Annotated in this window: 22 protein-coding genes, 3 rRNA genes and 1 pseudogene; 3 read left to right on the top strand and 23 right to left on the bottom strand. The window is 41.6% G+C overall.

Annotation, left to right across the window (positions count from 1 at the left end; genetic code table 11):
- The first annotated feature begins 42 nt into the window (after positions 1-42).
- A complete protein-coding gene (gene mbcS, locus ACKVEV_RS15865) occupies positions 43-1,623 on the top strand; it encodes an acyl-CoA synthetase MbcS (protein WP_409367304.1) in 1,581 nt (526 codons plus the stop codon).
- 135 nt (positions 1,624-1,758) lie between these two features.
- Here the strand turns inward: mbcS and rrf are convergent.
- The 3 genes from rrf to ACKVEV_RS15880 form a co-directional block, all read right to left on the bottom strand.
- Positions 1,759-1,874: ribosomal RNA gene (gene rrf, locus ACKVEV_RS15870) — 5S ribosomal RNA — on the bottom strand.
- A 188-nt stretch (positions 1,875-2,062) separates the two neighbouring features.
- Positions 2,063-4,990: ribosomal RNA gene (locus tag ACKVEV_RS15875) — 23S ribosomal RNA — on the bottom strand.
- Between the two features lie 241 nt (positions 4,991-5,231).
- A 16S ribosomal RNA gene (locus ACKVEV_RS15880) occupies positions 5,232-6,784 on the bottom strand.
- Together the 16S, 23S and 5S rRNA genes form the textbook arrangement of a ribosomal RNA operon.
- Before the next feature lie 269 nt (positions 6,785-7,053).
- Between ACKVEV_RS15880 and ACKVEV_RS15885 the strand changes: the two genes are divergently transcribed.
- The gene (locus ACKVEV_RS15885) at positions 7,054-7,710 is read left to right on the top strand and encodes a hypothetical protein (RefSeq protein ID WP_409367305.1); all 657 of its coding nucleotides are present in this window, start codon (positions 7,054-7,056) and stop codon (positions 7,708-7,710) included.
- Positions 7,711-7,754: 44 nt separating this feature from the next.
- On the opposite strand, the gene ACKVEV_RS15890 is transcribed toward ACKVEV_RS15885, so the two are convergent.
- Entirely contained in the window at positions 7,755-8,429 is a 675-nt protein-coding gene (locus ACKVEV_RS15890; RefSeq protein ID WP_409367306.1) for a KinB-signaling pathway activation protein, read from the bottom strand.
- A gap of 151 nt (positions 8,430-8,580) precedes the next feature.
- On the opposite strand from ACKVEV_RS15890, the gene gerD reads away from it, so the two are divergent.
- A complete protein-coding gene (gene gerD, locus ACKVEV_RS15895; RefSeq protein WP_409367307.1) occupies positions 8,581-9,186 on the top strand; it encodes a spore germination lipoprotein GerD in 606 nt (201 codons plus the stop codon).
- Positions 9,187-9,238: 52 nt separating this feature from the next.
- On the opposite strand, the gene ACKVEV_RS15900 is transcribed toward gerD, so the two are convergent.
- The 19 genes and pseudogenes from ACKVEV_RS15900 to ACKVEV_RS15990 all read right to left on the bottom strand — a co-directional run bounded on the left by ACKVEV_RS15900 (position 9,239) and on the right by ACKVEV_RS15990 (position 21,892).
- A complete protein-coding gene (locus ACKVEV_RS15900; protein WP_409367308.1) occupies positions 9,239-10,294 on the bottom strand; it encodes a P-loop NTPase in 1,056 nt (351 codons plus the stop codon).
- A 72-nt stretch (positions 10,295-10,366) separates the two neighbouring features.
- The gene (locus tag ACKVEV_RS15905) at positions 10,367-11,080 is read right to left on the bottom strand and encodes an N-acetylmuramoyl-L-alanine amidase (RefSeq protein WP_409367309.1); all 714 of its coding nucleotides are present in this window, start codon (positions 11,078-11,080) and stop codon (positions 10,367-10,369) included.
- 144 nt (positions 11,081-11,224) lie between these two features.
- A complete protein-coding gene (locus ACKVEV_RS15910; RefSeq protein ID WP_409367310.1) occupies positions 11,225-11,701 on the bottom strand; it encodes a hypothetical protein in 477 nt (158 codons plus the stop codon).
- 33 nt (positions 11,702-11,734) lie between these two features.
- On the bottom strand, positions 11,735-12,166 hold the full coding sequence (locus tag ACKVEV_RS15915; protein ID WP_409367311.1) for a hypothetical protein: 432 nt from the start codon (positions 12,164-12,166) through the stop codon (positions 11,735-11,737).
- A gap of 17 nt (positions 12,167-12,183) precedes the next feature.
- Complete coding sequence (locus ACKVEV_RS15920; protein WP_409367312.1) at positions 12,184-12,642, bottom strand: hypothetical protein; 459 nt, start codon at positions 12,640-12,642, stop codon at positions 12,184-12,186.
- A 737-nt stretch (positions 12,643-13,379) separates the two neighbouring features.
- Positions 13,380-13,772 carry a 30S ribosomal protein S9 gene (gene rpsI / locus ACKVEV_RS15925; protein ID WP_004233744.1) on the bottom strand — a complete coding sequence of 131 codons (393 nt, stop codon included), beginning with the start codon at positions 13,770-13,772 and terminating at the stop codon, positions 13,380-13,382.
- A 25-nt stretch (positions 13,773-13,797) separates the two neighbouring features.
- A complete protein-coding gene (gene rplM, locus ACKVEV_RS15930) occupies positions 13,798-14,235 on the bottom strand; it encodes a 50S ribosomal protein L13 (RefSeq protein WP_024364352.1) in 438 nt (145 codons plus the stop codon).
- A 267-nt stretch (positions 14,236-14,502) separates the two neighbouring features.
- The gene (truA, locus tag ACKVEV_RS15935) at positions 14,503-15,243 is read right to left on the bottom strand and encodes a tRNA pseudouridine(38-40) synthase TruA (protein ID WP_409367313.1); all 741 of its coding nucleotides are present in this window, start codon (positions 15,241-15,243) and stop codon (positions 14,503-14,505) included.
- Between the two features lie 12 nt (positions 15,244-15,255).
- Positions 15,256-16,053 carry an energy-coupling factor transporter transmembrane component T family protein gene (locus tag ACKVEV_RS15940; protein ID WP_409367314.1) on the bottom strand — a complete coding sequence of 266 codons (798 nt, stop codon included), beginning with the start codon at positions 16,051-16,053 and terminating at the stop codon, positions 15,256-15,258.
- The gene (locus tag ACKVEV_RS15945; protein WP_409367315.1) at positions 16,050-16,922 is read right to left on the bottom strand and encodes an energy-coupling factor ABC transporter ATP-binding protein; all 873 of its coding nucleotides are present in this window, start codon (positions 16,920-16,922) and stop codon (positions 16,050-16,052) included. The genes ACKVEV_RS15940 and ACKVEV_RS15945 overlap by 4 nt, the downstream gene beginning before the upstream one ends.
- On the bottom strand, positions 16,898-17,743 hold the full coding sequence (locus ACKVEV_RS15950; RefSeq protein WP_409367316.1) for an energy-coupling factor ABC transporter ATP-binding protein: 846 nt from the start codon (positions 17,741-17,743) through the stop codon (positions 16,898-16,900). Before ACKVEV_RS15950 ends, ACKVEV_RS15945 begins: the two co-directional genes overlap by 25 nt.
- Positions 17,744-18,127: 384 nt before the next feature.
- Positions 18,128-18,508, bottom strand: a complete 381-nt coding sequence (gene rplQ, locus ACKVEV_RS15955) for a 50S ribosomal protein L17 (RefSeq protein WP_010860588.1) — start codon at positions 18,506-18,508, stop codon at positions 18,128-18,130.
- A gap of 56 nt (positions 18,509-18,564) precedes the next feature.
- Positions 18,565-19,509: a DNA-directed RNA polymerase subunit alpha gene (locus tag ACKVEV_RS15960; protein WP_004233733.1), complete on the bottom strand. Its 945-nt coding sequence runs from the start codon at positions 19,507-19,509 to the stop codon at positions 18,565-18,567.
- A gap of 139 nt (positions 19,510-19,648) precedes the next feature.
- Positions 19,649-20,038 carry a 30S ribosomal protein S11 gene (gene rpsK, locus ACKVEV_RS15965; RefSeq protein ID WP_004233731.1) on the bottom strand — a complete coding sequence of 130 codons (390 nt, stop codon included), beginning with the start codon at positions 20,036-20,038 and terminating at the stop codon, positions 19,649-19,651.
- A 25-nt stretch (positions 20,039-20,063) separates the two neighbouring features.
- Complete coding sequence (gene rpsM / locus ACKVEV_RS15970) at positions 20,064-20,429, bottom strand: 30S ribosomal protein S13 (RefSeq protein ID WP_402927287.1); 366 nt, start codon at positions 20,427-20,429, stop codon at positions 20,064-20,066.
- Positions 20,430-20,453: 24 nt separating this feature from the next.
- Positions 20,454-20,567, bottom strand: coding sequence for a 50S ribosomal protein L36 (gene rpmJ / locus ACKVEV_RS15975; RefSeq protein ID WP_000868344.1), 114 nt, complete (start codon positions 20,565-20,567; stop codon positions 20,454-20,456).
- A gap of 37 nt (positions 20,568-20,604) precedes the next feature.
- The gene (infA, locus tag ACKVEV_RS15980; RefSeq protein WP_004233690.1) at positions 20,605-20,823 is read right to left on the bottom strand and encodes a translation initiation factor IF-1; all 219 of its coding nucleotides are present in this window, start codon (positions 20,821-20,823) and stop codon (positions 20,605-20,607) included.
- A gap of 88 nt (positions 20,824-20,911) precedes the next feature.
- Positions 20,912-20,989 (bottom strand): annotated as a pseudogene (locus tag ACKVEV_RS15985) (type I methionyl aminopeptidase); the annotation flags it as partial.
- Positions 20,990-21,238: 249 nt separating this feature from the next.
- Complete coding sequence (locus ACKVEV_RS15990; protein WP_402927289.1) at positions 21,239-21,892, bottom strand: adenylate kinase; 654 nt, start codon at positions 21,890-21,892, stop codon at positions 21,239-21,241.
- Positions 21,893-21,949: the final 57 nt, after the last annotated feature.

A 21,949-nucleotide genomic window follows, 5' to 3' on the forward strand; every position in this document is an offset into this window, starting at 1 on the left:
TAAGAATTTTCTATTAAATATGTTTTGGGGAGGAATGTTCATATGGTAACAAAGGATTTAATTGCACCGGAACTTTACAACATCACAGAGGAATTAGAGAAATTTTCCCAAGATAGTGATCGCCAAGCTATTCGATGGTTGGATACTAAACAAAATCGTCGTAGCATTTCTTATGCTGATCTTATTCAAAAAATGAATCAATATGCGAATGCCTTTACAGAAAGAGGACTTCAAAAAGGTGATCGTGTTTTAGTTATCATTCCCCGCCTACCAGAAGCCTATTTTGTGTTCCTTGGCTGCTTAAAGGCTGGTATCGTACCAATCTCTTGTTCTGAGATGTTACGAGCAAGTGACTTAGAATATCGTATGGAACATGCTTCTGCCAATGCAGTTATTGCTTACGAAGCTTTTACAAGTGAGGTTGATCAAATTACGACTTCATTAGCAGCTTTGAATAACAAATTAGTTATTGGCCATGCCTCAAACAATTGGATCTCTTTAGACGCATTAGCTGACAAACAACCTACTAGCTTTACAGCTGTGGCAACAAAACGTGATGATATGGCATTCCTTTCTTATACTTCAGGGACAACGGGTAAACCTAAAGGGGTCGTTCACTCCCATGGCTGGGGCTATGCGCATATTCGAACAGCAGCCTCCGAATGGCTTTGTGTACGCGAAGGTGACTTAGTATGGGCTACAGCAGCACCTGGTTGGCAGAAATGGATTTGGAGTCCGTTTTTATCGACAATTATGTTAGGGGCAACGGCATTCGTCTATCATGGCGGTTTTGACCCACATACTTATCTACAACTTCTTCAAGATGAAAAAGTAAATGTTCTTTGTTGTACACCAACAGAATATCGCATTATGGCAAAGATTGATAATCTAAAAGATTATAACTTATCAACATTAAGAAGTGCTGTTTCTGCGGGTGAGCCATTAAATCGTCCGGTTATTGAAACATTTATGCGAAATTTTGGTCTTAAAGTACGTGATGGCTATGGACAAACTGAAAATACCTTATTAATTGGGACACTGGAAAACACCGAATTACGACCTGGCTCTATGGGCGTTCCTACACCAGGAAATATTGTGCGTATTATTGACCACGACGGCAATGAGGCACCAGTAGGAGAGGTAGGAGACATCGCAGTTCATAAATCATCACCTGCTCTTTTCAAGGAGTATTACCGTGAACCTGAGCGCACACAAGCTGCCTTTAGAGGGGATTGGTATATTACAGGAGACCAAGCCAAATGTGATGAAGATGGCTACTTCTGGTTTGAAGGACGTGGGGATGACATTATTATTTCATCAGGCTATACAATAGGTCCATTTGAAGTAGAGGATGCTTTAAATAAGCATGAGGCTGTTCAAGAATGCGCTGTTGTTGCAGCACCAGATGAAATTAGAGGTCATATTGTGAAAGCATTCGTCATCTTACGTGAAGGCTTCCGTGGGCTTGATGAAGAACAATTAATAAAAGAGCTCCAGGAGCATGTTAAAGCGTTAACGGCGCCTTATAAATACCCTCGTAGCATCGTCTTTATCGATGAGCTACCAAAAACAACATCGGGGAAAATTCGCCGTATCGAATTGCGAGCTACTACTGTTTCATAAACAAGTTAGGAGACATTTCGTCTATCATAGTGAAATGTCTCCTTTTATTTTTAAGATTAAATTGTATTTTCATTAGTGAATATTTTATAACAATAAAAAAAGCCACTACTGAGTGTATCAGCAGCGACTTTTTGCGCCTAGCGACGTCCTACTCTCACAGGGGGAAGCCCCCAACTACCATCGGCGCTAAAGAGCTTAACTTCCGTGTTCGGTATGGGAACGGGTGTGACCTCTTTGCCATCATCACTAGACTATGTTCGACCTTCAATACACGGCGTATTACTGCGTCAGCTACTCTCGTTCAATCAGTCACATACATAAGTACGCTCCTTCAATCACTCGTTTGCTTCCTTGTACTACTTGTGTCTTGAAGCTCTCTTTTAGAAAGAGTTATTCTTTCAAAACTGGATAAACGGTTCATTGAATGTTTCAAACATTTTTGGTTAAGTCCTCGATCGATTAGTATTCGTCAGCTCCATGTGTCACCACACTTCCACCTCGAACCTATCTACCTCATCGTCTTTGAGGGATCTTACTTACTTGCGTAATGGGAAATCTCATCTTGAGGGGGGCTTCATGCTTAGATGCTTTCAGCACTTATCCCGTCCACACATAGCTACCCAGCGATGCCTTTGGCAAGACAACTGGTACACCAGCGGTGTGTCCATCCCGGTCCTCTCGTACTAAGGACAGCTCCTCTCAAATTTCCTACGCCCACGACGGATAGGGACCGAACTGTCTCACGACGTTCTGAACCCAGCTCGCGTACCGCTTTAATGGGCGAACAGCCCAACCCTTGGGACCGACTACAGCCCCAGGATGCGATGAGCCGACATCGAGGTGCCAAACCTCCCCGTCGATGTGGACTCTTGGGGGAGATAAGCCTGTTATCCCCGGGGTAGCTTTTATCCGTTGAGCGATGGCCCTTCCATGCGGAACCACCGGATCACTAAGCCCGTCTTTCGACCCTGCTCGACTTGTAGGTCTCGCAGTCAAGCTCCCTTGTGCCTTTACACTCTACGAATGATTTCCAACCATTCTGAGGGAACCTTTGGGCGCCTCCGTTACCTTTTAGGAGGCGACCGCCCCAGTCAAACTGTCCGCCTGACACTGTCTCCTGCCCCGCTAAGGGGCATGGGTTAGAATTTCAATACAACCAGGGTAGTATCCCACCGACGCCTCCTTCGAAGCTGGCGCTCCGAGATCTCTGGCTCCTACCTATCCTGTACAAGTTGTACCAAAATTCAATATCAGGCTACAGTAAAGCTCCACGGGGTCTTTCCGTCCTGTCGCGGGTAACCTGCATCTTCACAGGTACTATAATTTCACCGAGTCTCTCGTTGAGACAGTGCCCAGATCGTTACGCCTTTCGTGCGGGTCGGAACTTACCCGACAAGGAATTTCGCTACCTTAGGACCGTTATAGTTACGGCCGCCGTTTACTGGGGCTTCAATTCGCAGCTTCGCTTGCGCTAACCACTCCTCTTAACCTTCCAGCACCGGGCAGGCGTCAGCCCCTATACGTCACCTTACGGTTTTGCAGAGACCTGTGTTTTTGCTAAACAGTCGCCTGGGCCTATTCACTGCGGCTCTCATGCGCTTGCACGCTCAAGAGCACCCCTTCTCCCGAAGTTACGGGGTCATTTTGCCGAGTTCCTTAACGAGAGTTCTCTCGCACACCTTAGGATTCTCTCCTCGACTACCTGTGTCGGTTTGCGGTACGGGCACCTCTCACCTCGATAGAGGCTTTTCTTGGCAGTGTGAAATCAGGAACTTCGTCCATACGGACTCGCCATCACAGCTCAACGTTACAGTGTGCGGATTTGCCTACACACACGCCTTACTGCTTGGACGCGCACAACCAACGGCGCGCTTACCCTATCCTACTGCGTCCCCCCATTTCTCAAACGGTGAGGAGGTGGTACAGGAATATCAACCTGTTGTCCATCGCCTACGCCTATCGGCCTCGGCTTAGGTCCCGACTAACCCTGAGCGGACGAGCCTTCCTCAGGAAACCTTAGTCATACGGTGGACGGGATTCTCACCCGTCTTTCGCTACTCATACCGGCATTCTCACTTCTAAGCGCTCCACCAGTCCTTCCGGTCTGACTTCAACGCACTTAGAACGCTCTCCTACCACTGACATCGTAGATGTCAATCCACAGCTTCGGTGAATCGTTTAGCCCCGATACATTTTCGGCGCAGCGTCACTCGACCAGTGAGCTATTACGCACTCTTTAAATGATGGCTGCTTCTAAGCCAACATCCTGGTTGTCTGTGCAACGCCACATCCTTTTCCACTTAACGATTACTTTGGGACCTTAGCTGGTGGTCTGGGCTGTTTCCCTTTTGACTACGGATCTTATCACTCGCAGTCTGACTCCCGTGTATAAATATCTGGCATTCGGAGTTTGTCTGAATTCGGTAAACCGGGATGGCCCCCTAGTCCAAACAGTGCTCTACCTCCAGTATTCTCATCACGAGGCTAGCCCTAAAGCTATTTCGGAGAGAACCAGCTATCTCCAAGTTCGATTGGAATTTCTCCGCTACCCACACCTCATCCCCGCACTTTTCAACGTGCGTGGGTTCGGGCCTCCAGTAAGTGTTACCTCACCTTCACCCTGGACATGGGTAGATCACCTGGTTTCGGGTCTACGACCACGTACTAATTCGCCCTATTCAGACTCGCTTTCGCTGCGGCTCCGCCTTCTAAAGCTTAACCTCGCACGTAATCGTAACTCGCCGGTTCATTCTACAAAAGGCACGCTATCACCCATTAACGGGCTCTAACTACTTGTAGGCACACGGTTTCAGGATCTCTTTCACTCCCCTTCCGGGGTGCTTTTCACCTTTCCCTCACGGTACTGGTTCACTATCGGTCACTAGGTAGTATTTAGCCTTGGGAGATGGTCCTCCCGGATTCCGACGGAATTTCACGTGTTCCGCCGTACTCAGGATCCACTCTGGAGGGAATAAACTTTCGACTACAGGGCTTTTACCTGCTCTGGCGGACCTTTCCAAGTCGCTTCATCTAACTCATTCCTTTGTAACTCCGTATAGAGTGTCCTACAACCCCAAGAGGCAAGCCTCTTGGTTTGGGCTCTTCCCGTTTCGCTCGCCGCTACTCAGGGAATCGATTTTTCTTTCTCTTCCTCCAGGTACTTAGATGTTTCAGTTCCCTGGGTCTGCCTTCAAGACGCTATGTATTCACGTCAAGATACTACGCGATTAAACGTAGTGGGTTCCCCCATTCGGAAATCTCCGGATCAAAGCTCACTTACAGCTCCCCGAAGCATATCGGTGTTAGTGCCGTCCTTCTTCGGCTCCTAGTGCCAAGGCATTCGCCGTGCGCCCTTAATAACTTAACCAAGTTATTAAGCCTATAAAAAAACTTAAAAAATAAATGTGTTTGTTACAATTTCAATGTCGTTTTATCCAGTTTTCAAAGAACAAATTCACTACCTGTTTCTACTTCTTCGCAGATTTGCGACGAAAGCGTAGCGACAGGAGCACAGTTTTGAAGTGTTTCATCTTAATGATGAACCTTCAAAACTGAACGCAAAACGTAATCTTACAAACCCAAGGTTTGTATTCCGAAAATATCCTTAGAAAGGAGGTGATCCAGCCGCACCTTCCGATACGGCTACCTTGTTACGACTTCACCCCAATCATCTATCCCACCTTCGGCGGCTGGCTCCAAAAGGTTACCTCACCGACTTCGGGTGTTACAAACTCTCGTGGTGTGACGGGCGGTGTGTACAAGGCCCGGGAACGTATTCACCGCGGCATGCTGATCCGCGATTACTAGCGATTCCGGCTTCATGTAGGCGAGTTGCAGCCTACAATCCGAACTGAGAACGACTTTATCGGATTAGCTCCCTCTCGCGAGTTGGCAACCGTTTGTATCGTCCATTGTAGCACGTGTGTAGCCCAGGTCATAAGGGGCATGATGATTTGACGTCATCCCCACCTTCCTCCGGTTTGTCACCGGCAGTCACCTTAGAGTGCCCAACTAAATGATGGCAACTAAGATCAAGGGTTGCGCTCGTTGCGGGACTTAACCCAACATCTCACGACACGAGCTGACGACAACCATGCACCACCTGTCACCGTTGTCCCCGAAGGGAAAACCATATCTCTACAGTGGTCAACGGGATGTCAAGACCTGGTAAGGTTCTTCGCGTTGCTTCGAATTAAACCACATGCTCCACCGCTTGTGCGGGCCCCCGTCAATTCCTTTGAGTTTCAGTCTTGCGACCGTACTCCCCAGGCGGAGTGCTTAATGCGTTAGCTGCAGCACTAAGGGGCGGAAACCCCCTAACACTTAGCACTCATCGTTTACGGCGTGGACTACCAGGGTATCTAATCCTGTTTGCTCCCCACGCTTTCGCGCCTCAGTGTCAGTTACAGACCAGATAGTCGCCTTCGCCACTGGTGTTCCTCCAAATCTCTACGCATTTCACCGCTACACTTGGAATTCCACTATCCTCTTCTGCACTCAAGTCTCCCAGTTTCCAATGACCCTCCACGGTTGAGCCGTGGGCTTTCACATCAGACTTAAGAAACCACCTGCGCGCGCTTTACGCCCAATAATTCCGGACAACGCTTGCCACCTACGTATTACCGCGGCTGCTGGCACGTAGTTAGCCGTGGCTTTCTAATAAGGTACCGTCAAGGTACAGCCAGTTACTACTGTACTTGTTCTTCCCTTACAACAGAGTTTTACGAACCGAAATCCTTCTTCACTCACGCGGCGTTGCTCCATCAGGCTTTCGCCCATTGTGGAAGATTCCCTACTGCTGCCTCCCGTAGGAGTCTGGGCCGTGTCTCAGTCCCAGTGTGGCCGATCACCCTCTCAGGTCGGCTACGCATCGTCGCCTTGGTGAGCCGTTACCTCACCAACTAGCTAATGCGCCGCGGGCCCATCCTATAGCGACAGCGAGATGCCGTCTTTCAGTATTTCACCATGAAGTGAAACAGATTATTCGGTATTAGCCCCGGTTTCCCGGAGTTATCCCAAACTATAGGGTAGGTTGCCCACGTGTTACTCACCCGTCCGCCGCTAACGTCAAAGGAGCAAGCTCCTTCTCTGTCCGCTCGACTTGCATGTATTAGGCACGCCGCCAGCGTTCGTCCTGAGCCAGGATCAAACTCTCCATAAAAGAAATTTGATTAGCTCAAATTGTTTTGCTGGCATCAATTTTGATGTCCAAAAATTTTGTTTCGTTCACTAACCGAAGTTAGCTCAGAAACTATATTGATTACGTTTTGCTTGTTCAGTTTTCAAGGTTCATTTTGTTTCGTTTGTCGCGTCATCTCTTGGCGACTTATACATAATAACATCGATTAATCATGAAAGTCAACACAAAATCATAAGTTTTTTTAAGGAGTTTATTTTTTCGTTTAAAATTATAGAAATGGGGTTTTTATTATGTTTCGAAAAACGTTGATATCATTGGGTTTGTTAGTAATATTGTTTGTTTTTATCAAACCAATTAATTCTACAATGATTTCTGTATTTAATATTGCTAATGCACCAACAGTTGTAACAAAAGGCCATTATGGTACTTCTCTAATTGTCGAAATTTCTTTTTCTGACGAAGCACTTTTAGATTGGCTTAAAAATGTAAAAGGTCCTTATCCGCTTCTTCTGTTAGACGCAGCATGGATTGAACGTTCACCTGAACATATTAAAGTCATACAAGAAAGAAAACTCCCTACTGGATTATTAGGTCCTGATGATTCCATAGAAGAACCAATTGATATTGCGTTAATACAAAAAGATGTGACGACTTATGAAAAATATTTAAAAACAACACCACTGTGGTTTGCTACACGGAATCATCAATACTCTCAAGAGCTACAAAAAAGTTTATTTCAAAAACAAGTAAACATTCTTTCTCCTTCACTTATATGGCAAGGAGAAAAAACACCAAAATTGCAAAAAGGTGATTTTTTATTTATTTCGTTGCATCAAGACAACAAAGTATCTTTTAAAGAATTAAATACTTTATTACAGCAGAATAAATTTATGTCTATAGAAGAAAATATATTTGGTTACTCTGTTCAATCTAAAAAAACCCCATAATAAAAGTAGCCTCATTATTTCGAGGCTACTCATTTTAGCGTTAATTATGCATTTTTTGTTTGATTCAATCGCGCTTTTCGACGTGCTTCTAATTTCTTGCGATCTTCATCGGATTTTGCATTGTATTTTGGTAAGACTAATAATTGATAGGCATTGACAGCTAATAACGGGAATAATAAAAGGGCAACGTATTCATTAATGTTTTCATCACGCCCCATTAATGCGATTGTCCACTCCAATGTTGTAATGACAATCATAAAAAACAATGCAGACACTAACACATGTTTTTTCCCTGTCATTTTTACCTTTTGAACAGCTGTAGCAATTGACCCGAAAATTAAAACAATTAACAGCCCGACATAAAATAACCAGCTTTGTCCATCCTTCACACCTGGTACAAAGCGGAAGAAGATAATATCGAAAATAGTAAAAGCAATTAATAATAGCTGTACCCAATTCCACAATGTTAGTGTTCTAAAGATGTTCACACCTACTTGATGCAGTGTTAAATAAGCGAAAAACCCTGCTTGTGCAATAACACTCATTGTAAACCCTAGAAATATCATCCATAAAAGCCCTGCGAAAAATTCACCCCATTGACCATTCGTTACATATGGTTGAAAGAAGCTCCATCGAATAAATAAACTAAAAATTCCGTTGACTACGCCACCAACGAGCATTGCAAAGAAGAAAAACTTTGCCCAATTTCGTATCGTCACAACTCAAAGTCCCCCAATTTCTTCATATATCTGTAATCATTTTAACAATGCATTGTTAAAAAAGCTATTTCTCTTCGCAAGCTATACATAAAGTCCTCATAAATGTGAACAATAATTGAAAGAGTCTATCTATAGAAAGGACTGATGTTTCATGCGAAAATTGACTTTATTACTGCTTTTGACGCTTTTACTTGCCGCCTGCTCACAAGATAAAACCTCTAACATGTCTTATGATGAGATAAAAAAAATTATGATTGACTCTCTACAAACTGACGATGGTAAAAAAGCGTTACGCCAGCTTTTAGAAGAACCAAGTTTTCGTGAATTATTAATATTGGAACACGATGAAGTGAAAAAGGCGACAGAAGAAACTTTGCTTTCAAAAGAAGCTGAAGATTTTTGGAAAAAGACATTCGAAGATCCAAAATTTAAAGAAACTGTAGCCAAAAGTATGCAGAAGCAGCAACAGGATATTATGAAGGAGCTAATGAAAGACCCTACGTTCCAAAAGGATATGGAGTCATTCTTTGGTCAACCTGATATGCAAAAGCAAATGGAGACGATTTTAAAATCATCCAATCTTCGCAAGCAAATGGAGGAAGTCGTGAAGGAAACGATTGAAAGTCCCCTAATGCAGGCAAAATGGCAGGAGCTTATTCAAAAAAGCGGTGAAAGTGCCTCATCAGAAAGTGGTAGCAAAAAAGAGGCTAGCGCTGATGGTAGTGGCAGCTCAAATAAGGATGAAAAGAGCAAGTAACTTCACAGAACAAAAAAGATTTCCTCAGCTATTTGAGGAAATCTTTTTGTGTTTATTTATTTAATTTATTAATGATTTTCGTCGCAATATCTAAATACGTTTGTCCTGTTGGGTGCTTTTCAGCATAGACAGAAGGTGCAAATTCTTCATCAGTCCAATCTGGTTGACCTAACGGAATTTGTCCAAGTAGCTCGGTACGAAGTTCTTCCGTTAATTTTGCACCGCCACCTTGGCCAAATACAAATTCACGCTCCCCTGATTTTGACTCATACCATGCCATGTTCTCAATAACACCTAGAATTTCATGGTCCGTTTGTAAAGCCATTGCCCCTGCACGAGCTGCAACGAAGGCTGCTGTTGGGTGAGGCGTTGTTACAACAATTTCTTTTGAAGAAGGTAACATTTGATGGATGTCTAAAGCGACATCACCTGTACCTGGTGGTAAATCTAATAGAAGGTAATCTAACTCGCCCCATTCCACATCACGGAAGAATTGATCTAATACCTTACCTAACATTGGCCCACGCCAAACGATTGGTGCGTTATTTTCGACAAAGAATCCCATTGAGATTACCTTTACACCAAAACGGTCAACTGGGAATATGCGATTATCTACTACCTTCGGCATATCCGTAACACCCATCATATCTGGCACACTAAATCCATAAATGTCAGCATCAATAAGGCCTACTTTTTTACCCAAACGCGCTAAAGCTACCGCTAAGTTCACAGATACTGTAGATTTCCCTACGCCACCTTTACCTGAAGCAATTGAAATCACTTGCACTGTGCTTAGTGGTGATAAAATATCCTGTGCTTCTGCTTCAGTTGCTGTGCCACGGAAGCTTTGTAATTTTTCTGCCGATAACTCCTCAAAGCGAATACCAACTGTGTTAGCACCCGCTTCTTTTAATGCATCTACAATTTTCATTTGAAGTTGCATTTGTTCAGGCGTATTTGTTTTAGCAATCGCAATTTTTACACTGACATGATTTTTTTCTTCTTTAATTGCCACGTTCGTAATGCCGTCAGTTTCTGCCAAGGATTTATGTAAAAATGGATCTTGTAGTTGTCCCAGTATTTCTCGTACTTGTTGTTCAGTTATCACGACGAACACTCCCCTTATTTTCTGTCAATGTTAGTATATCATAATGCTTTGATTTACATAGTAGCAGTTGCTCTATTCAATTTTTTCAAGCATATAGTTTTCGATACCTTCAACTATTGCATTGGCCATTTTTTCCTGATATTTTTTATCGGTTAATAATGCACGTTCCTCATCGTTGCTGATAAATCCAGTCTCCACTAATGCAGCAGGTACTTCTGCCTTTTTCAGCAAGTAGATTTGCTTGATCGACAAAGCCTCTCGATCTGTATTCTGTAAGTTTGTACGGATTGATTGCTGAATGTTCTTAGCTAGTATTTCGCCATCAGCATGTCCGTCTTTATGATAAAACACCTGCGCTCCACGCCACTTTGTTTCAGGAATTGCATTGGCATGAATTGTAATAAACATATCTGGTTGTTCTTTTGCCACAATATCTTTTCGTAAAAAGATATCCTGCTTTTTTCGTTCTCTTAGTGTGCCAAACTTTTCGGATGACGCATGTTCATCAATAACATCTCCATCCGTTGTACGCGTCATCACGACTGTTGCGCCTTTCTTCTTTAGTTGCTTCTCCACGTGCTGAGCAATTGCCAGTGTAATGTCCTTTTCAATTACTTCGCCCTTTGAAGCACCTCCATCCTGACCACCATGTCCCGCATCAATGACAATTTTTATGCCACCAAGTGGGTCAGGTAAGAAGAAGTTGCGGTCCGAAGCATTCGTTTCATATGCCACGACCACTATACTCATTAGCATAATTACTCCTAGTGCAAGCCAGCGCTTCACCCATATCCACCACCCTTTATAAATAGTGTACGAAGTTTGTGATGGAACTATGCTAGAAAGTAAACAAAAAAACTCCCAAGCTTCTTGAGAGTTTAAAATGTATGATTTATGTTTCGGTACGCTCCACGCACAGCTTCTAGTCAATCAACTTTCATCTTCCCATTTCAGCTCATGTTCTGGCGCGATTAAATCTTTAAACACCTTGCCCTCAAAAACGAAACGATTCGCTTCTATAAAGAAACAATCTTTATTGTTGATGTGGAAGCTAAAATTTGTAGAAGATGAGATTTCCTCAATGCCCTTTAATTCCGGATCTAAACTTTCGATTGTAATTTTGTCCAAGCCATTTGGATGATAGCTAATATCTGATAGCAATAACTCATCTCCGTAATCGTAGTCATTTAAACGAAAGCCCTCTAGATCTTCGAGCTGACACATGTAGAAAGACAGTACTTGTTCAAAGAAAACAACCTTTTTCAACACTTCCTGTTTGTGTTTTTTAGCGATCACTAATTTAACGGTTTCTCCAAAATAACCTATATCTACATTCGTCACGACACCTAACGCCTCTTCTTCTGTTAGTAGTGTTTGAATTTCTTCCATTACTTTTTCCTGTTCCATACTATCTCCTTCATTTAAAAGAATTCATGTTTTTTAAGGAACTAACAAATTATTAAACACTTTATTATTGATGACTAAGCGATTCGCTTCTATAAAGAAATAGTCTTTATTGTTTAACTGAAAATAAAAATTGGTATTTGAAGAAATTTCTTTGATACCTTTTAAGTTGGCATTTATTTTACCGAAGCCATATGGATGGTAGCTGATTTCTGATAGTAATGCATCGTCTGTATCATTAAACTCATTCAAACGAATGCCTTCTATCTCATCAAATTGGCACATATATAGTGACAGTACTTGTTCAAACAATACACGCGATTGTTCAATTCCTACATTATTTATACTAAGAATATCTAATCTCACAGTTTCTTTTAAATAATCAATTTGAACATCAAAAACTCTTCCAAACTCTGCCTCTGTAAATAACAACCTTTGAATTTCCTCAATAATATGCACTCTTGCCATAGCACCACCTCACTTTTTCATGTATCCTTTTTAAACATTAAAAGATTATTAAAGACTTTATGATTGATTAGCAAACAATTGGCCTCAAGAAAGAAATAATCTTTATTGTTTACTTGGAAATAAAAGTTGGTATTTGACGTAATTCTTTCAATGCCCTCTATTTTGGCATTTATAGTTTCTACATTTATTTTCCCAAAGCCATATGGGTGGTAGCTAATTTCTGATAATAAGGCTTCATCCTCATCGTTCAGTTCATTTAAACGAAAGCCCTCTGCATCCTCAGACTTACACATATACAAAGAAAGTACTTGTTCAAATAATAGCATGGTCTTTTTAATTTGTTTTCTGCTTGTACTAAGCACATCTAATCTTACACTTTCCTTTAAATAATCGATTTGAATATCGAAAAGTGCTCCAAATTCAGCTTCTGTAAATAACAGTGATTCTATTTCTTTGATTATTTTTTCTCTCGTCATAGTATCTCCCTACTTTAAAATCTTCTACGACAATACTTTAAATAGAGGCATAATAGGTTGATTTAAGTTTTTTCTTTTTTGAAATAGATAAGTATCGAACTAATCACGGCGCCAATGAAACAAAGCACATAATTAGTCAAAACCGAAAATGAGAATAGTTTAGCTAAAATAGAAATCCCGCCAAAATAAGTGACAATAAATATTACAGCAATGTCTCGTTTCTTCTTCATAAGATTATTTCCACATCCTATGTCTATTTAATTGAAGTCCACGCTCTTTTTTGGATATTCTATAATTTTTAGGTCTGGGGGTATTAAATATAAACACTGAAGGGCACGACACGTAGACTTTAATCCATAAGAGTTATTCCGATTTTTTACAATCAATTTATAACGTAAAAATGCTGCAATGAGGACTCCAATGATGGGTACAGCATAATTAACCAGCCTAGAAAAAGTAAATATTTCTTTTAAGATAATGAAAACGATAAAGTAGGCGAGAATAAACTTGAAAGCAAGGTCTTGCTTCTTTTCCATATTCATAAGAACATTTTCACATCCTTTGTTATGTAAGTTTAAATCTCTACATCCCTTCACATCTAATATTCTCTTTTAAAAATTTTACTAAAAACAGCAGAGATTTTTCAATATTTTTAATAAGGGAGCTTTATTAAAAACACAAAAAAACCCTCCCCACAAAAGTGGGAAAGGGTTTTGAAAACGCATATAATCGGTTGATTAACGTTTTGAGAACTGAGGTGCACGACGAGCGCCGCGTAGACCTGGTTTTTTACGTTCTTTCATGCGTGAATCACGAGTAAGTAATCCAGCTGATTTAAGTGCAGCACGGAAATCTGGGTCTACTTGAAGTAGAGCACGAGCGATACCATGACGTACAGCTCCAGCTTGACCAGTGTATCCACCACCGTTAACGTTTACGTGGATATCATAGCTTCCTGTAGTTTCAGTAGCTACTAATGGTTGTTTAATTACTTCACGTAATGCAGCGAATGGTACGTATTCTTCGATTTCACGTTTGTTGATAACAATTTTACCTGTACCTGGTACTAAACGTACACGAGCTACAGAGCTTTTACGGCGACCAGTGCCGATGTATTGAACTTGTGCCAAAGTAATATCCTCCTCTTAAATTATATTATCCGCGAAGCTCATAAGCTTCTGGTTTTTGTGCAGCATGTGGGTGCTCAGTTCCAGTGTAAACGTTAAGTTTACCGAACATTTTACGACCTAAAGAGTTTTTAGGAAGCATCCCTTTTACAGCTAATTCGATCATACGTGTTGGGTACTTTTCTAACATTTCACCAGCAGTACGAGTTTTTAAACCACCCGCAAATTGAGTATGGTGACGGTAAAGTTTACCCTCTAATTTGTTACCAGTTAAATGGATTTTGTCAGCGTTGATGATGATTACGTGATCACCTGTGTCAACGTTTGGTGTGAATGTTGGTTTATGTTTACCACGTAAGATTGCAGCTACTTCAGAAGCTAAACGTCCAAGAGTTTGGCCTTCTGCATCAACTACTAACCATTTACGGTCTACTTCGTGACCTTTAGCCATGAATGTTGTACGCATGTATATATCCTCCTAATCGATTCGATTACCGTTATTTTTCATTAGTCTACACTATAAGTTTCGGGGCTTATTTGTGGTGGTAATGAAAATACCATCTGTTATCATATAATGAATGACTTTTAAAGTCAAGTAATTTCATTAAACACCTGGTGAAGTTGTACAGGGTAACATTTAGCATTTACATTGGCATTTTGCCCCTTATATTTTGTTCCATTCATGCGAATTCTAGCACTAAAAAAACATACAGTATTCCCTTTAAAAATTGCTCTAATAGAATACTTTCTCAAGGTATAAGCCTTGCGGTGGTGCCGTTTTGCCTGCTTGGTCGCGATCCATCGATGCAACGACCGCCTCAACATTTTCCACTTCCCGGCGTCCTATACCGACTTCCCATAAAGTGCCGGCAATGATGCGCACCATATTGTATAAGAAGCCACTTCCTTCAATGACCATATGTAGCTCTTCACCATGCCATTCAAATTCGAGTGCGTTGACTGTTCGCACTTTATTTTGCACGCTCGTATTTGCCGCACAGAAACATGAGAAATCATGTGTCCCAATGATAGCCTTAGCAGCCTCCTGCATCGCATTTACGTCTGGTTTCACACCATTCGTCTCTACTGTGTAATGTCTGCGGAAAGGGCTTTGTACAGGCTCACACGACCATATATATCGATAGCGTTTTCCTGTTACACTATAGCGCGCATGAAAATCAGCTGCTACTTCCTCAACGGATCGTACACGGATATCTCTCGGAAGCTGCACATTCAATGCTTTCATATACTTTTCTACCGGTATAGCAAGCGGCGTATCAAAATGTAATGTTTGTCCAGTTGCATGTACTCTCGCATCTGTGCGACCACTTGCCGTTACTTTAATATTGTTACCTTTATGCATAACAGCAAGTACACGCTCTACTTCTGCTTGTACAGTACGCTCTCCTGGTTGCACTTGATAACCAGAAAACTGCGTTCCATCATAACTAATAATTGCTTTTAATCGTCGCATAAAGCTACTCCTTTAACTTCTATAGAAAAATAATAAAACTGCCATTGCTAGTAATAGCACAAGTGCTAGTGTATCACCCATGTCCCATTTGAGCTTGCGATAGCGCGTACGTCCTTCGCCGCCTCGATAGCCTCGAACTTCCATCGCAGTCGCCAAGTCTTCTGCACGTTTAAATGCACTAACAAAGAGTGGTACTAACAGTGGTACAACCGCTTTAATACGATCTTTAATTGGCCCTGAAGATAAATCGGAACCACGTGCCATTTGCGCCTTCATAATCTTATCTGTCTCATCCATCAACGTTGGAATAAAGCGCAGTGAAATAGACATCATTAGTGCTAACTCATGTACAGGCACTTTTATTTTTTTCAATGGGTTGAGTAACACTTCAATCCCATCTGTAATGGAGATTGGTGATGTTGTCAGTGTTAAAATAGACGTCATAAACACGAGCACAAGGAAACGTGTTGCAATATAGATCCCTTGACGAACGCCACCTTCATAGACGGAAATAAACTTCCAATGAAATAAAAGGTCGCCTTCTTTCGTCATAAAAACATGAAGCAAGAAAGTAAACGCCATTAAAAAGAGTACAGGCTTCAAGCCATTAATTAAAAAGTACAGGCGTATACGTGACACTAAAACAATGAGCAATGTAAAAGCTAATAGTATTGCATACGTTATTGTATTATTCGCTAAAAATACGATAATAATAAAGGCAAATACGAATATGAGTTTAGATCGTGGGTCAAGCCTATGAACAGGAGAATCTCCTGGCAGGAAGCGCCCGAAAATCATCTTCTCCATCATGACTCTGCACGCTCCTCTCTCAATAATCGAGCCATTTCACTCGCTAGCTCCTCTTCTGTTAAACATACCTTTGCTAAAGATGCATTCATCATCTTCTCCATTTTTTGTTGGAAGCGTACAATACGAGGTGGCTCTAAACGAAATTGCTTTAATGTCTCAACATCCTTAAAAATCTCACGTGGTGTCCCACTCAATACATTTTTGCCCTCATGCATAATGATAATATTGTCCGCATAACGAGCGGCATCTTCCATACTGTGCGTTACAAGAATCGTCGTTAAATTACGCTCCTGATGTAACGCATAAAACATGTCCATAATTTCTTTTTGACCACGGGGGTCTAGCCCAGCAGTTGGTTCATCTAAAACAATGACTTCAGGCTCCATTGCTAACACACCAGCAATTGCTACACGTCGCATTTGCCCTCCTGATAAATCAAACGGTGACTTATCGAGCACATTTTCTGGCAAGCCAACTAAACGAACAAGCTCTCTTGCACGCGCTTCAGCCTCTTTTTCTGCAACGCCGAAATTCATAGGCCCGAACATAATATCCTTTAAAACTGTTTCTTCAAACAGCTGATGCTCTGGAAATTGAAAAACAATGCCGACACGTTGGCGAATCGCTTTTAAATCTTTCGCCTTTTTGCCAGCTTCCACTGTACGATCGCCTATTTGCACCGTGCCGGTTGTAGGCTTTAACAGTGCATTAAAATGCTGAAGGATCGTCGACTTACCGGAACCAGTATGACCAATAATCGCTTGGTAAGTATGCGATGGAATGTCAAAATTAACATCGAATAATGCACGTTTTTCAAAGGGTGTGCCTTGAGCGTAGGCATAGCTTACTTGTTGAAGTTTGATGTCCATATATCATTCACCAACTCTTCTTCTGTCATATGTTGTCCCATTAACGGAACACCTTCCTTTTGCAATAGCTTTGATAACTTCATGGCAAATGGTAGATCAAGTCCTAGCTCCGTTAGCTTGTCCCCTAATGAAAAAATTTCAGCAGGTGAACCTTCCGCAAACTTCTTACCATCATTCATGAACAGTATACGATCGGCCAACATGGCTTCTTCTAAATCATGGGTAATCGATAACACGGTTAGCCCTGTTTCAGCGCGTAATGTTTGCACTGTTTGTAATACTTCTATACGCCCCTGTGGATCTAACATCGATGTGGCTTCATCTAAAATAAGTAGCTTTGGCTTTAAAGCTAATGCCCCTGCAATAGCGACACGTTGCTTCTGCCCTCCCGATAAATGATGTGGCTCGTGGTCTAAAAAATGGCCCATCTTTACTTGGTCCAATGCGGCATGCACACGTTTAACCATCTCTTCAAAAGGGATGCCGTTATTTTCAAGCGCAAAGGCAACATCATCTTGTACGGTAGCACCGACAAACTGATTGTCTGGATTTTGAAAAACCATACCCATTTGCGAGCGGCATTGCCAAAGGTTATCTTCATTTAATACTTCACGTAATATACGAACGTCCCCTTGCTGTGGGAATAATAAACCGTTCATCAGTTTGGCGATCGTTGATTTCCCTGAACCATTATGGCCCACGATGGCAATCCACTCACCTTCCTGCACAGCAAAGCTTACATTTTCAACAGCGTTTCGCAGCTCTGGATTTTCAGGTGTATATGAAAACGTCACATTATTTAACGATAAAATTTCAGGCATTTCTAGAACTCCTCTCTACATGCTCAGCTATACTAACTAACTTACACTTTTTTATGTATGAATTCTACTACAATCAATATGTCGGTATAAGAAAAATGCTTGCACACTAATTCCTATATATTAAAAAAAGCACCATCAATTGGCGCTGTTAATAATAAAAAAGCGCGCACCTCATTCGATAGAAATGCGCTAGTCGTTACATTTACAAGAAACACGGGTGCTCAAGCCCTTGCTTCTTTTGAATGAGGTGCGGAGAGCTAAACGAGACGCCACACAACCGTGTCCGCTCATCATAACGCTCAGCTTAATTATTTGTCGTATAAATCGTTTTATAAAAAAGAGGGTGGTGGTTCCACCCTCTTCACCACTTGTGTTCTCTTATGATTAAACTAGTTCAATCACAACAACAGGTGCACCGTCACCACGACGAGGACCTACTTTAAGAATACGAGTGTAACCACCTTGACGTTCTGCGTAACGTGGTGCAACATCATCAAATAGCTTTTGTAGCGCAAATGAAGTTGTTTCGTTACCTTCTTCGTCAGTAGTTGTTACTAGTTCACGACGGATGAATGCAGCAGCTTGACGGCGTGCGTGTAAATCTCCGCGTTTACCTAAAGTAATCATTTTTTCAACAGCTTTACGTACTTCTTTAGCGCGAGCCTCAGTAGTTTCGATACGCTCGTTGATGATTAAATCAGTAGCTAAGTCACGTAACATCGCTTTACGTTGAGAACTTGTACGACCAAGTTTTCTGTAACCCATGGATGTTTCCCTCCTTTATAAAAAATATCTGATCTTATAAGTTTTGTTTAAATCGCTTAGTCTTCTTTGCGTAATCCTAAACCAAGCTCTTCTAACTTCGCTTTTACTTCTTCTAATGACTTACGTCCAAGGTTACGAACTTTCATCATGTCGTCTTCTGACTTATTCGCAAGTTCTAGTACTGTATTAATACCAGCGCGTTTTAAGCAGTTATAAGAACGAACAGAAAGATCAAGTTCTTCGATAGTCATCTCTAAAACTTTTTCTTTTTGATCTTCTTCTTTTTCGACCATGATTTCAGCAGTTTGTGCCTCATCAGTCATGCCAACAAAGATGTTTAGATGCTCGGTTAAAATTTTTGCTCCGAGCGAAATCGCCTCTTTCGGACCGATGCTACCATCTGTCCACACATCAAGAGAAAGTTTATCGTAGTCAGAAGACTGACCTACACGAGTATTTTCCACTTGGAAATTGACGCGTGATACTGGAGTGTAAATAGAGTCGATCGGGATCACGCCGATAGGAAGATCCTCACGTTTGTTTTGATCAGCAGGAGTGTAACCACGGCCGCGTTGAGCGTACATACGCATACGTAAATGACCGTTTTTAGCGATTGTTGCAATATATAGATCTGGGTTTAAAATTTCTACGTCACTGTCATGTGTAATGTCAGCAGCCGTAACTGTTCCATCGCCCTTTACATCAATCTCAATAACTTTTTCTTCGTCAGAGTAGATTTTAAGAGCAAGCTTTTTCACGTTCAAAATAATTGAAGCTACATCTTCTACAACGCCTTCTACAGTTGAGAACTCGTGAAGTACACCATCAATTTGGATTGAAGTGACTGCAGCTCCTGGTAATGAAGACAGAAGGATACGACGTAAAGAATTACCCAAAGTGTTTCCATATCCGCGTTCAAGCGGTTCTACAACAAACTTTCCATATTTGGAATCTTCGCTGATCTCCACCGTTTCAATCTTTGGTTTTTCAATTTCGATCATTTCATTTACCCTCCTTCAAAACATCGAATGTATAGGTTCTTTCCATCATAGATTCGATCGTCAGTGACGTATCGTTTATTATCTGCACAAGACAGTCTGTACAAAAAATGATGTTCTCATACAATATGAGACGCACCCATTACACGCGACGACGTTTTGGCGGACGGCAACCATTGTGAGGAACTGGAGTAACGTCTTTAATAGCAGTTACTTCTAAACCAGCAGCTTGAAGTGCACGAATTGCAGCTTCACGACCAGCACCAGGACCTTTAACAGTTACTTCCAACGTTTTCAGACCATGTTCAAGGGATGTTTTAGCAGCAGTTTCTGCAGCCATTTGTGCAGCGAAAGGTGTAGATTTACGTGAACCACGGAAACCAAGAGCACCAGCACTTGACCAAGATACAGCGTTACCTTGCATATCTGTAATCGTTACAATTGTATTGTTAAATGTAGAACGAATGTGTGCAATACCAGATTCGATATTCTTTTTCACACGACGTTTACGAGTTTGTTGTTTACGAGCCATGTTAAGAAGGAACCTCCTTTACGTATTATTTTTTCTTGTTCGCAACTGTTTTACGAGGACCTTTACGCGTACGCGCATTGTTCTTCGTATTTTGACCACGAACAGGTAAACCACGACGGTGACGGATACCACGGAATGAACCGATTTCCATCAGACGTTTAATGTTTAATGAAGTTTCGCGACGTAAGTCACCTTCAAGTTTGTAAGAATCTAATTGTTCACGGATTTGGTTTAACTGATCTTCAGTTAAGTCGCGTACGCGTGTATCTTCTGAAATACCTGCGTCAGCTAATACTTTCTGAGCTGTAGTTTTACCAATACCGTAAATGTAAGTTAATGAAATTACCACGCGTTTGTCGCGAGGAATGTCAACACCAGCAATACGTGCCATGTACGTTGTGCACCTCCTTTAGAATCAACCTTGTTTTTGTTTGTGTTTAGGATTTTCACAGATTACCATTACTTTACCGCGTCGGCGAATTACTTTACATTTTTCGCAGATCGGTTTCACAGATGGTCTCACTTTCATCTAACCTAACCTCCTTAGTAGTCCGGAGCGCAAAAGATTATTTAAAACGGTATGTGATACGACCGCGAGTTAAATCATAAGGAGATAACTCGATAGTAACCTTATCTCCAGGTAGAATGCGGATAAAGTGCATACGAATCTTACCAGATACGTGTGCTAAAATCACATGTCCATTTTCTAATTCTACCTTAAACATCGCGTTTGGCAAAGTCTCAACAACTGTCCCTTCGACTTCAATTACATCATCTTTCGCCATCTACTCTGTCTCTCCTCTCTATATGCAAATTAAAGTTCTCATCGTTACATCAAACGGATATCTGCTGCAACTATAGAAGCAACCTCGTTTCAACATATGTTTGGATTGTATGAGAGATGTTTGAAAGACGCTCGTCTGGTTTCGCTTCACACAATCCACGGAATATACAGGACCAGTATGGGCACTGAATCTCCCATGTTTACACGAATACCGGAATGTCTTTGATGAGATATTCATACCCGTTACACAGATGCTTCCACGAAACCCATTATACTCTCTCAAAAGTAATGTTGCACTTTTTAAAAGAAATATATACCGGGCACAATATGCTTTTGCAACTCTCAAAAAAATTATGTTTCGGTGTTGCTCCCGCATGCCTCCCGCGGAAGCAGTATTCTGCGCCCGGAGCCGGGTATCAGCTGCGGCTGCCCTGTAATAGAGCATCAAGATCAGCAAACACTTTATTAATATCTTGCTGTCCATCTATATTTGTTAACACACCTTTTGCTTCATAGAAATTCAGCAATGGTTGTGCTTGATTCATATTAACTTCCAGACGGTTTGCAACCGTTTCAGGATTATCATCCGCACGTGTGTAAAGTTCGCCACCATCTTTATCACATTTCCCTTCCACAGCTGGTGGATTGAAAATTAAATGATAAGAAGTGCCACATGTTTTACAAATACGACGACCTGATAAACGAGCGATTAGCTCATCTTTTTCAACTTGAATGTTTAACGTATGCTCGATAGCTTTACCAAGATCAGCTAAAATGCTATCTAAAGCTTCAGCTTGTGGAACAGTACGTGGGAATCCATCTAATAAGAAGCCCTTTTCACAATCAGGTTTAGCAAGTCGCTCACGAACAATACCAATCGTTACTTCATCAGGTACTAGTGCACCTTGATCCATAAACGATTTAGCCTGTAAGCCTAGTTCTGTACCATCTTTAATAGCGGCACGGAACATATCTCCTGTAGAAATATGAGGAATTGCATACTTCTCAACAATTTTATCTGCCTGTGTACCTTTACCGGCACCTGGCAGACCCATTAAAACGATATTCATCGGAAATAGTCCTCCCACAAAAGGTTTGTTGATTTAAAGGAAACGTAGAACGTTCCC

This window comes from Lysinibacillus sp. 38-6 (genome assembly GCF_046245175.1).
Classification (GTDB): Bacteria; Bacillota; Bacilli; order Bacillales_A; family Planococcaceae; genus Lysinibacillus.

Coding starts and splice junctions, on each gene's coding strand:
- mbcS (WP_409367304.1), top strand. CDS start 43: ATGGTAACAAAGGATTTAATTGCACCGGAACTTTACAACATCACAGAG.
- ACKVEV_RS15885 (WP_409367305.1), top strand. CDS start 7,054: ATGTTTCGAAAAACGTTGATATCATTGGGTTTGTTAGTAATATTGTTT.
- gerD (WP_409367307.1), top strand. CDS start 8,581: ATGCGAAAATTGACTTTATTACTGCTTTTGACGCTTTTACTTGCCGCC.
- ACKVEV_RS15910 (WP_409367310.1), bottom strand. CDS start 11,701: ATGGAACAGGAAAAAGTAATGGAAGAAATTCAAACACTACTAACAGAA.
- ACKVEV_RS15915 (WP_409367311.1), bottom strand. CDS start 12,166: ATGGCAAGAGTGCATATTATTGAGGAAATTCAAAGGTTGTTATTTACA.
- ACKVEV_RS15920 (WP_409367312.1), bottom strand. CDS start 12,642: ATGACGAGAGAAAAAATAATCAAAGAAATAGAATCACTGTTATTTACA.
- rplM (WP_024364352.1), bottom strand. CDS start 14,235: ATGCGTACAACATTCATGGCTAAAGGTCACGAAGTAGACCGTAAATGG.
- truA (WP_409367313.1), bottom strand. CDS start 15,243: ATGCGACGATTAAAAGCAATTATTAGTTATGATGGAACGCAGTTTTCT.
- ACKVEV_RS15940 (WP_409367314.1), bottom strand. CDS start 16,053: ATGATGGAGAAGATGATTTTCGGGCGCTTCCTGCCAGGAGATTCTCCT.
- ACKVEV_RS15945 (WP_409367315.1), bottom strand. CDS start 16,922: ATGGACATCAAACTTCAACAAGTAAGCTATGCCTACGCTCAAGGCACA.
- ACKVEV_RS15950 (WP_409367316.1), bottom strand. CDS start 17,743: ATGCCTGAAATTTTATCGTTAAATAATGTGACGTTTTCATATACACCT.
- rplQ (WP_010860588.1), bottom strand. CDS start 18,508: ATGGGTTACAGAAAACTTGGTCGTACAAGTTCTCAACGTAAAGCGATG.
- ACKVEV_RS15960 (WP_004233733.1), bottom strand. CDS start 19,509: ATGATCGAAATTGAAAAACCAAAGATTGAAACGGTGGAGATCAGCGAA.
- rpsK (WP_004233731.1), bottom strand. CDS start 20,038: ATGGCTCGTAAACAACAAACTCGTAAACGTCGTGTGAAAAAGAATATC.
- rpsM (WP_402927287.1), bottom strand. CDS start 20,429: ATGGCACGTATTGCTGGTGTTGACATTCCTCGCGACAAACGCGTGGTA.
- rpmJ (WP_000868344.1), bottom strand. CDS start 20,567: ATGAAAGTGAGACCATCTGTGAAACCGATCTGCGAAAAATGTAAAGTA.
- infA (WP_004233690.1), bottom strand. CDS start 20,823: ATGGCGAAAGATGATGTAATTGAAGTCGAAGGGACAGTTGTTGAGACT.
- ACKVEV_RS15990 (WP_402927289.1), bottom strand. CDS start 21,892: ATGAATATCGTTTTAATGGGTCTGCCAGGTGCCGGTAAAGGTACACAG.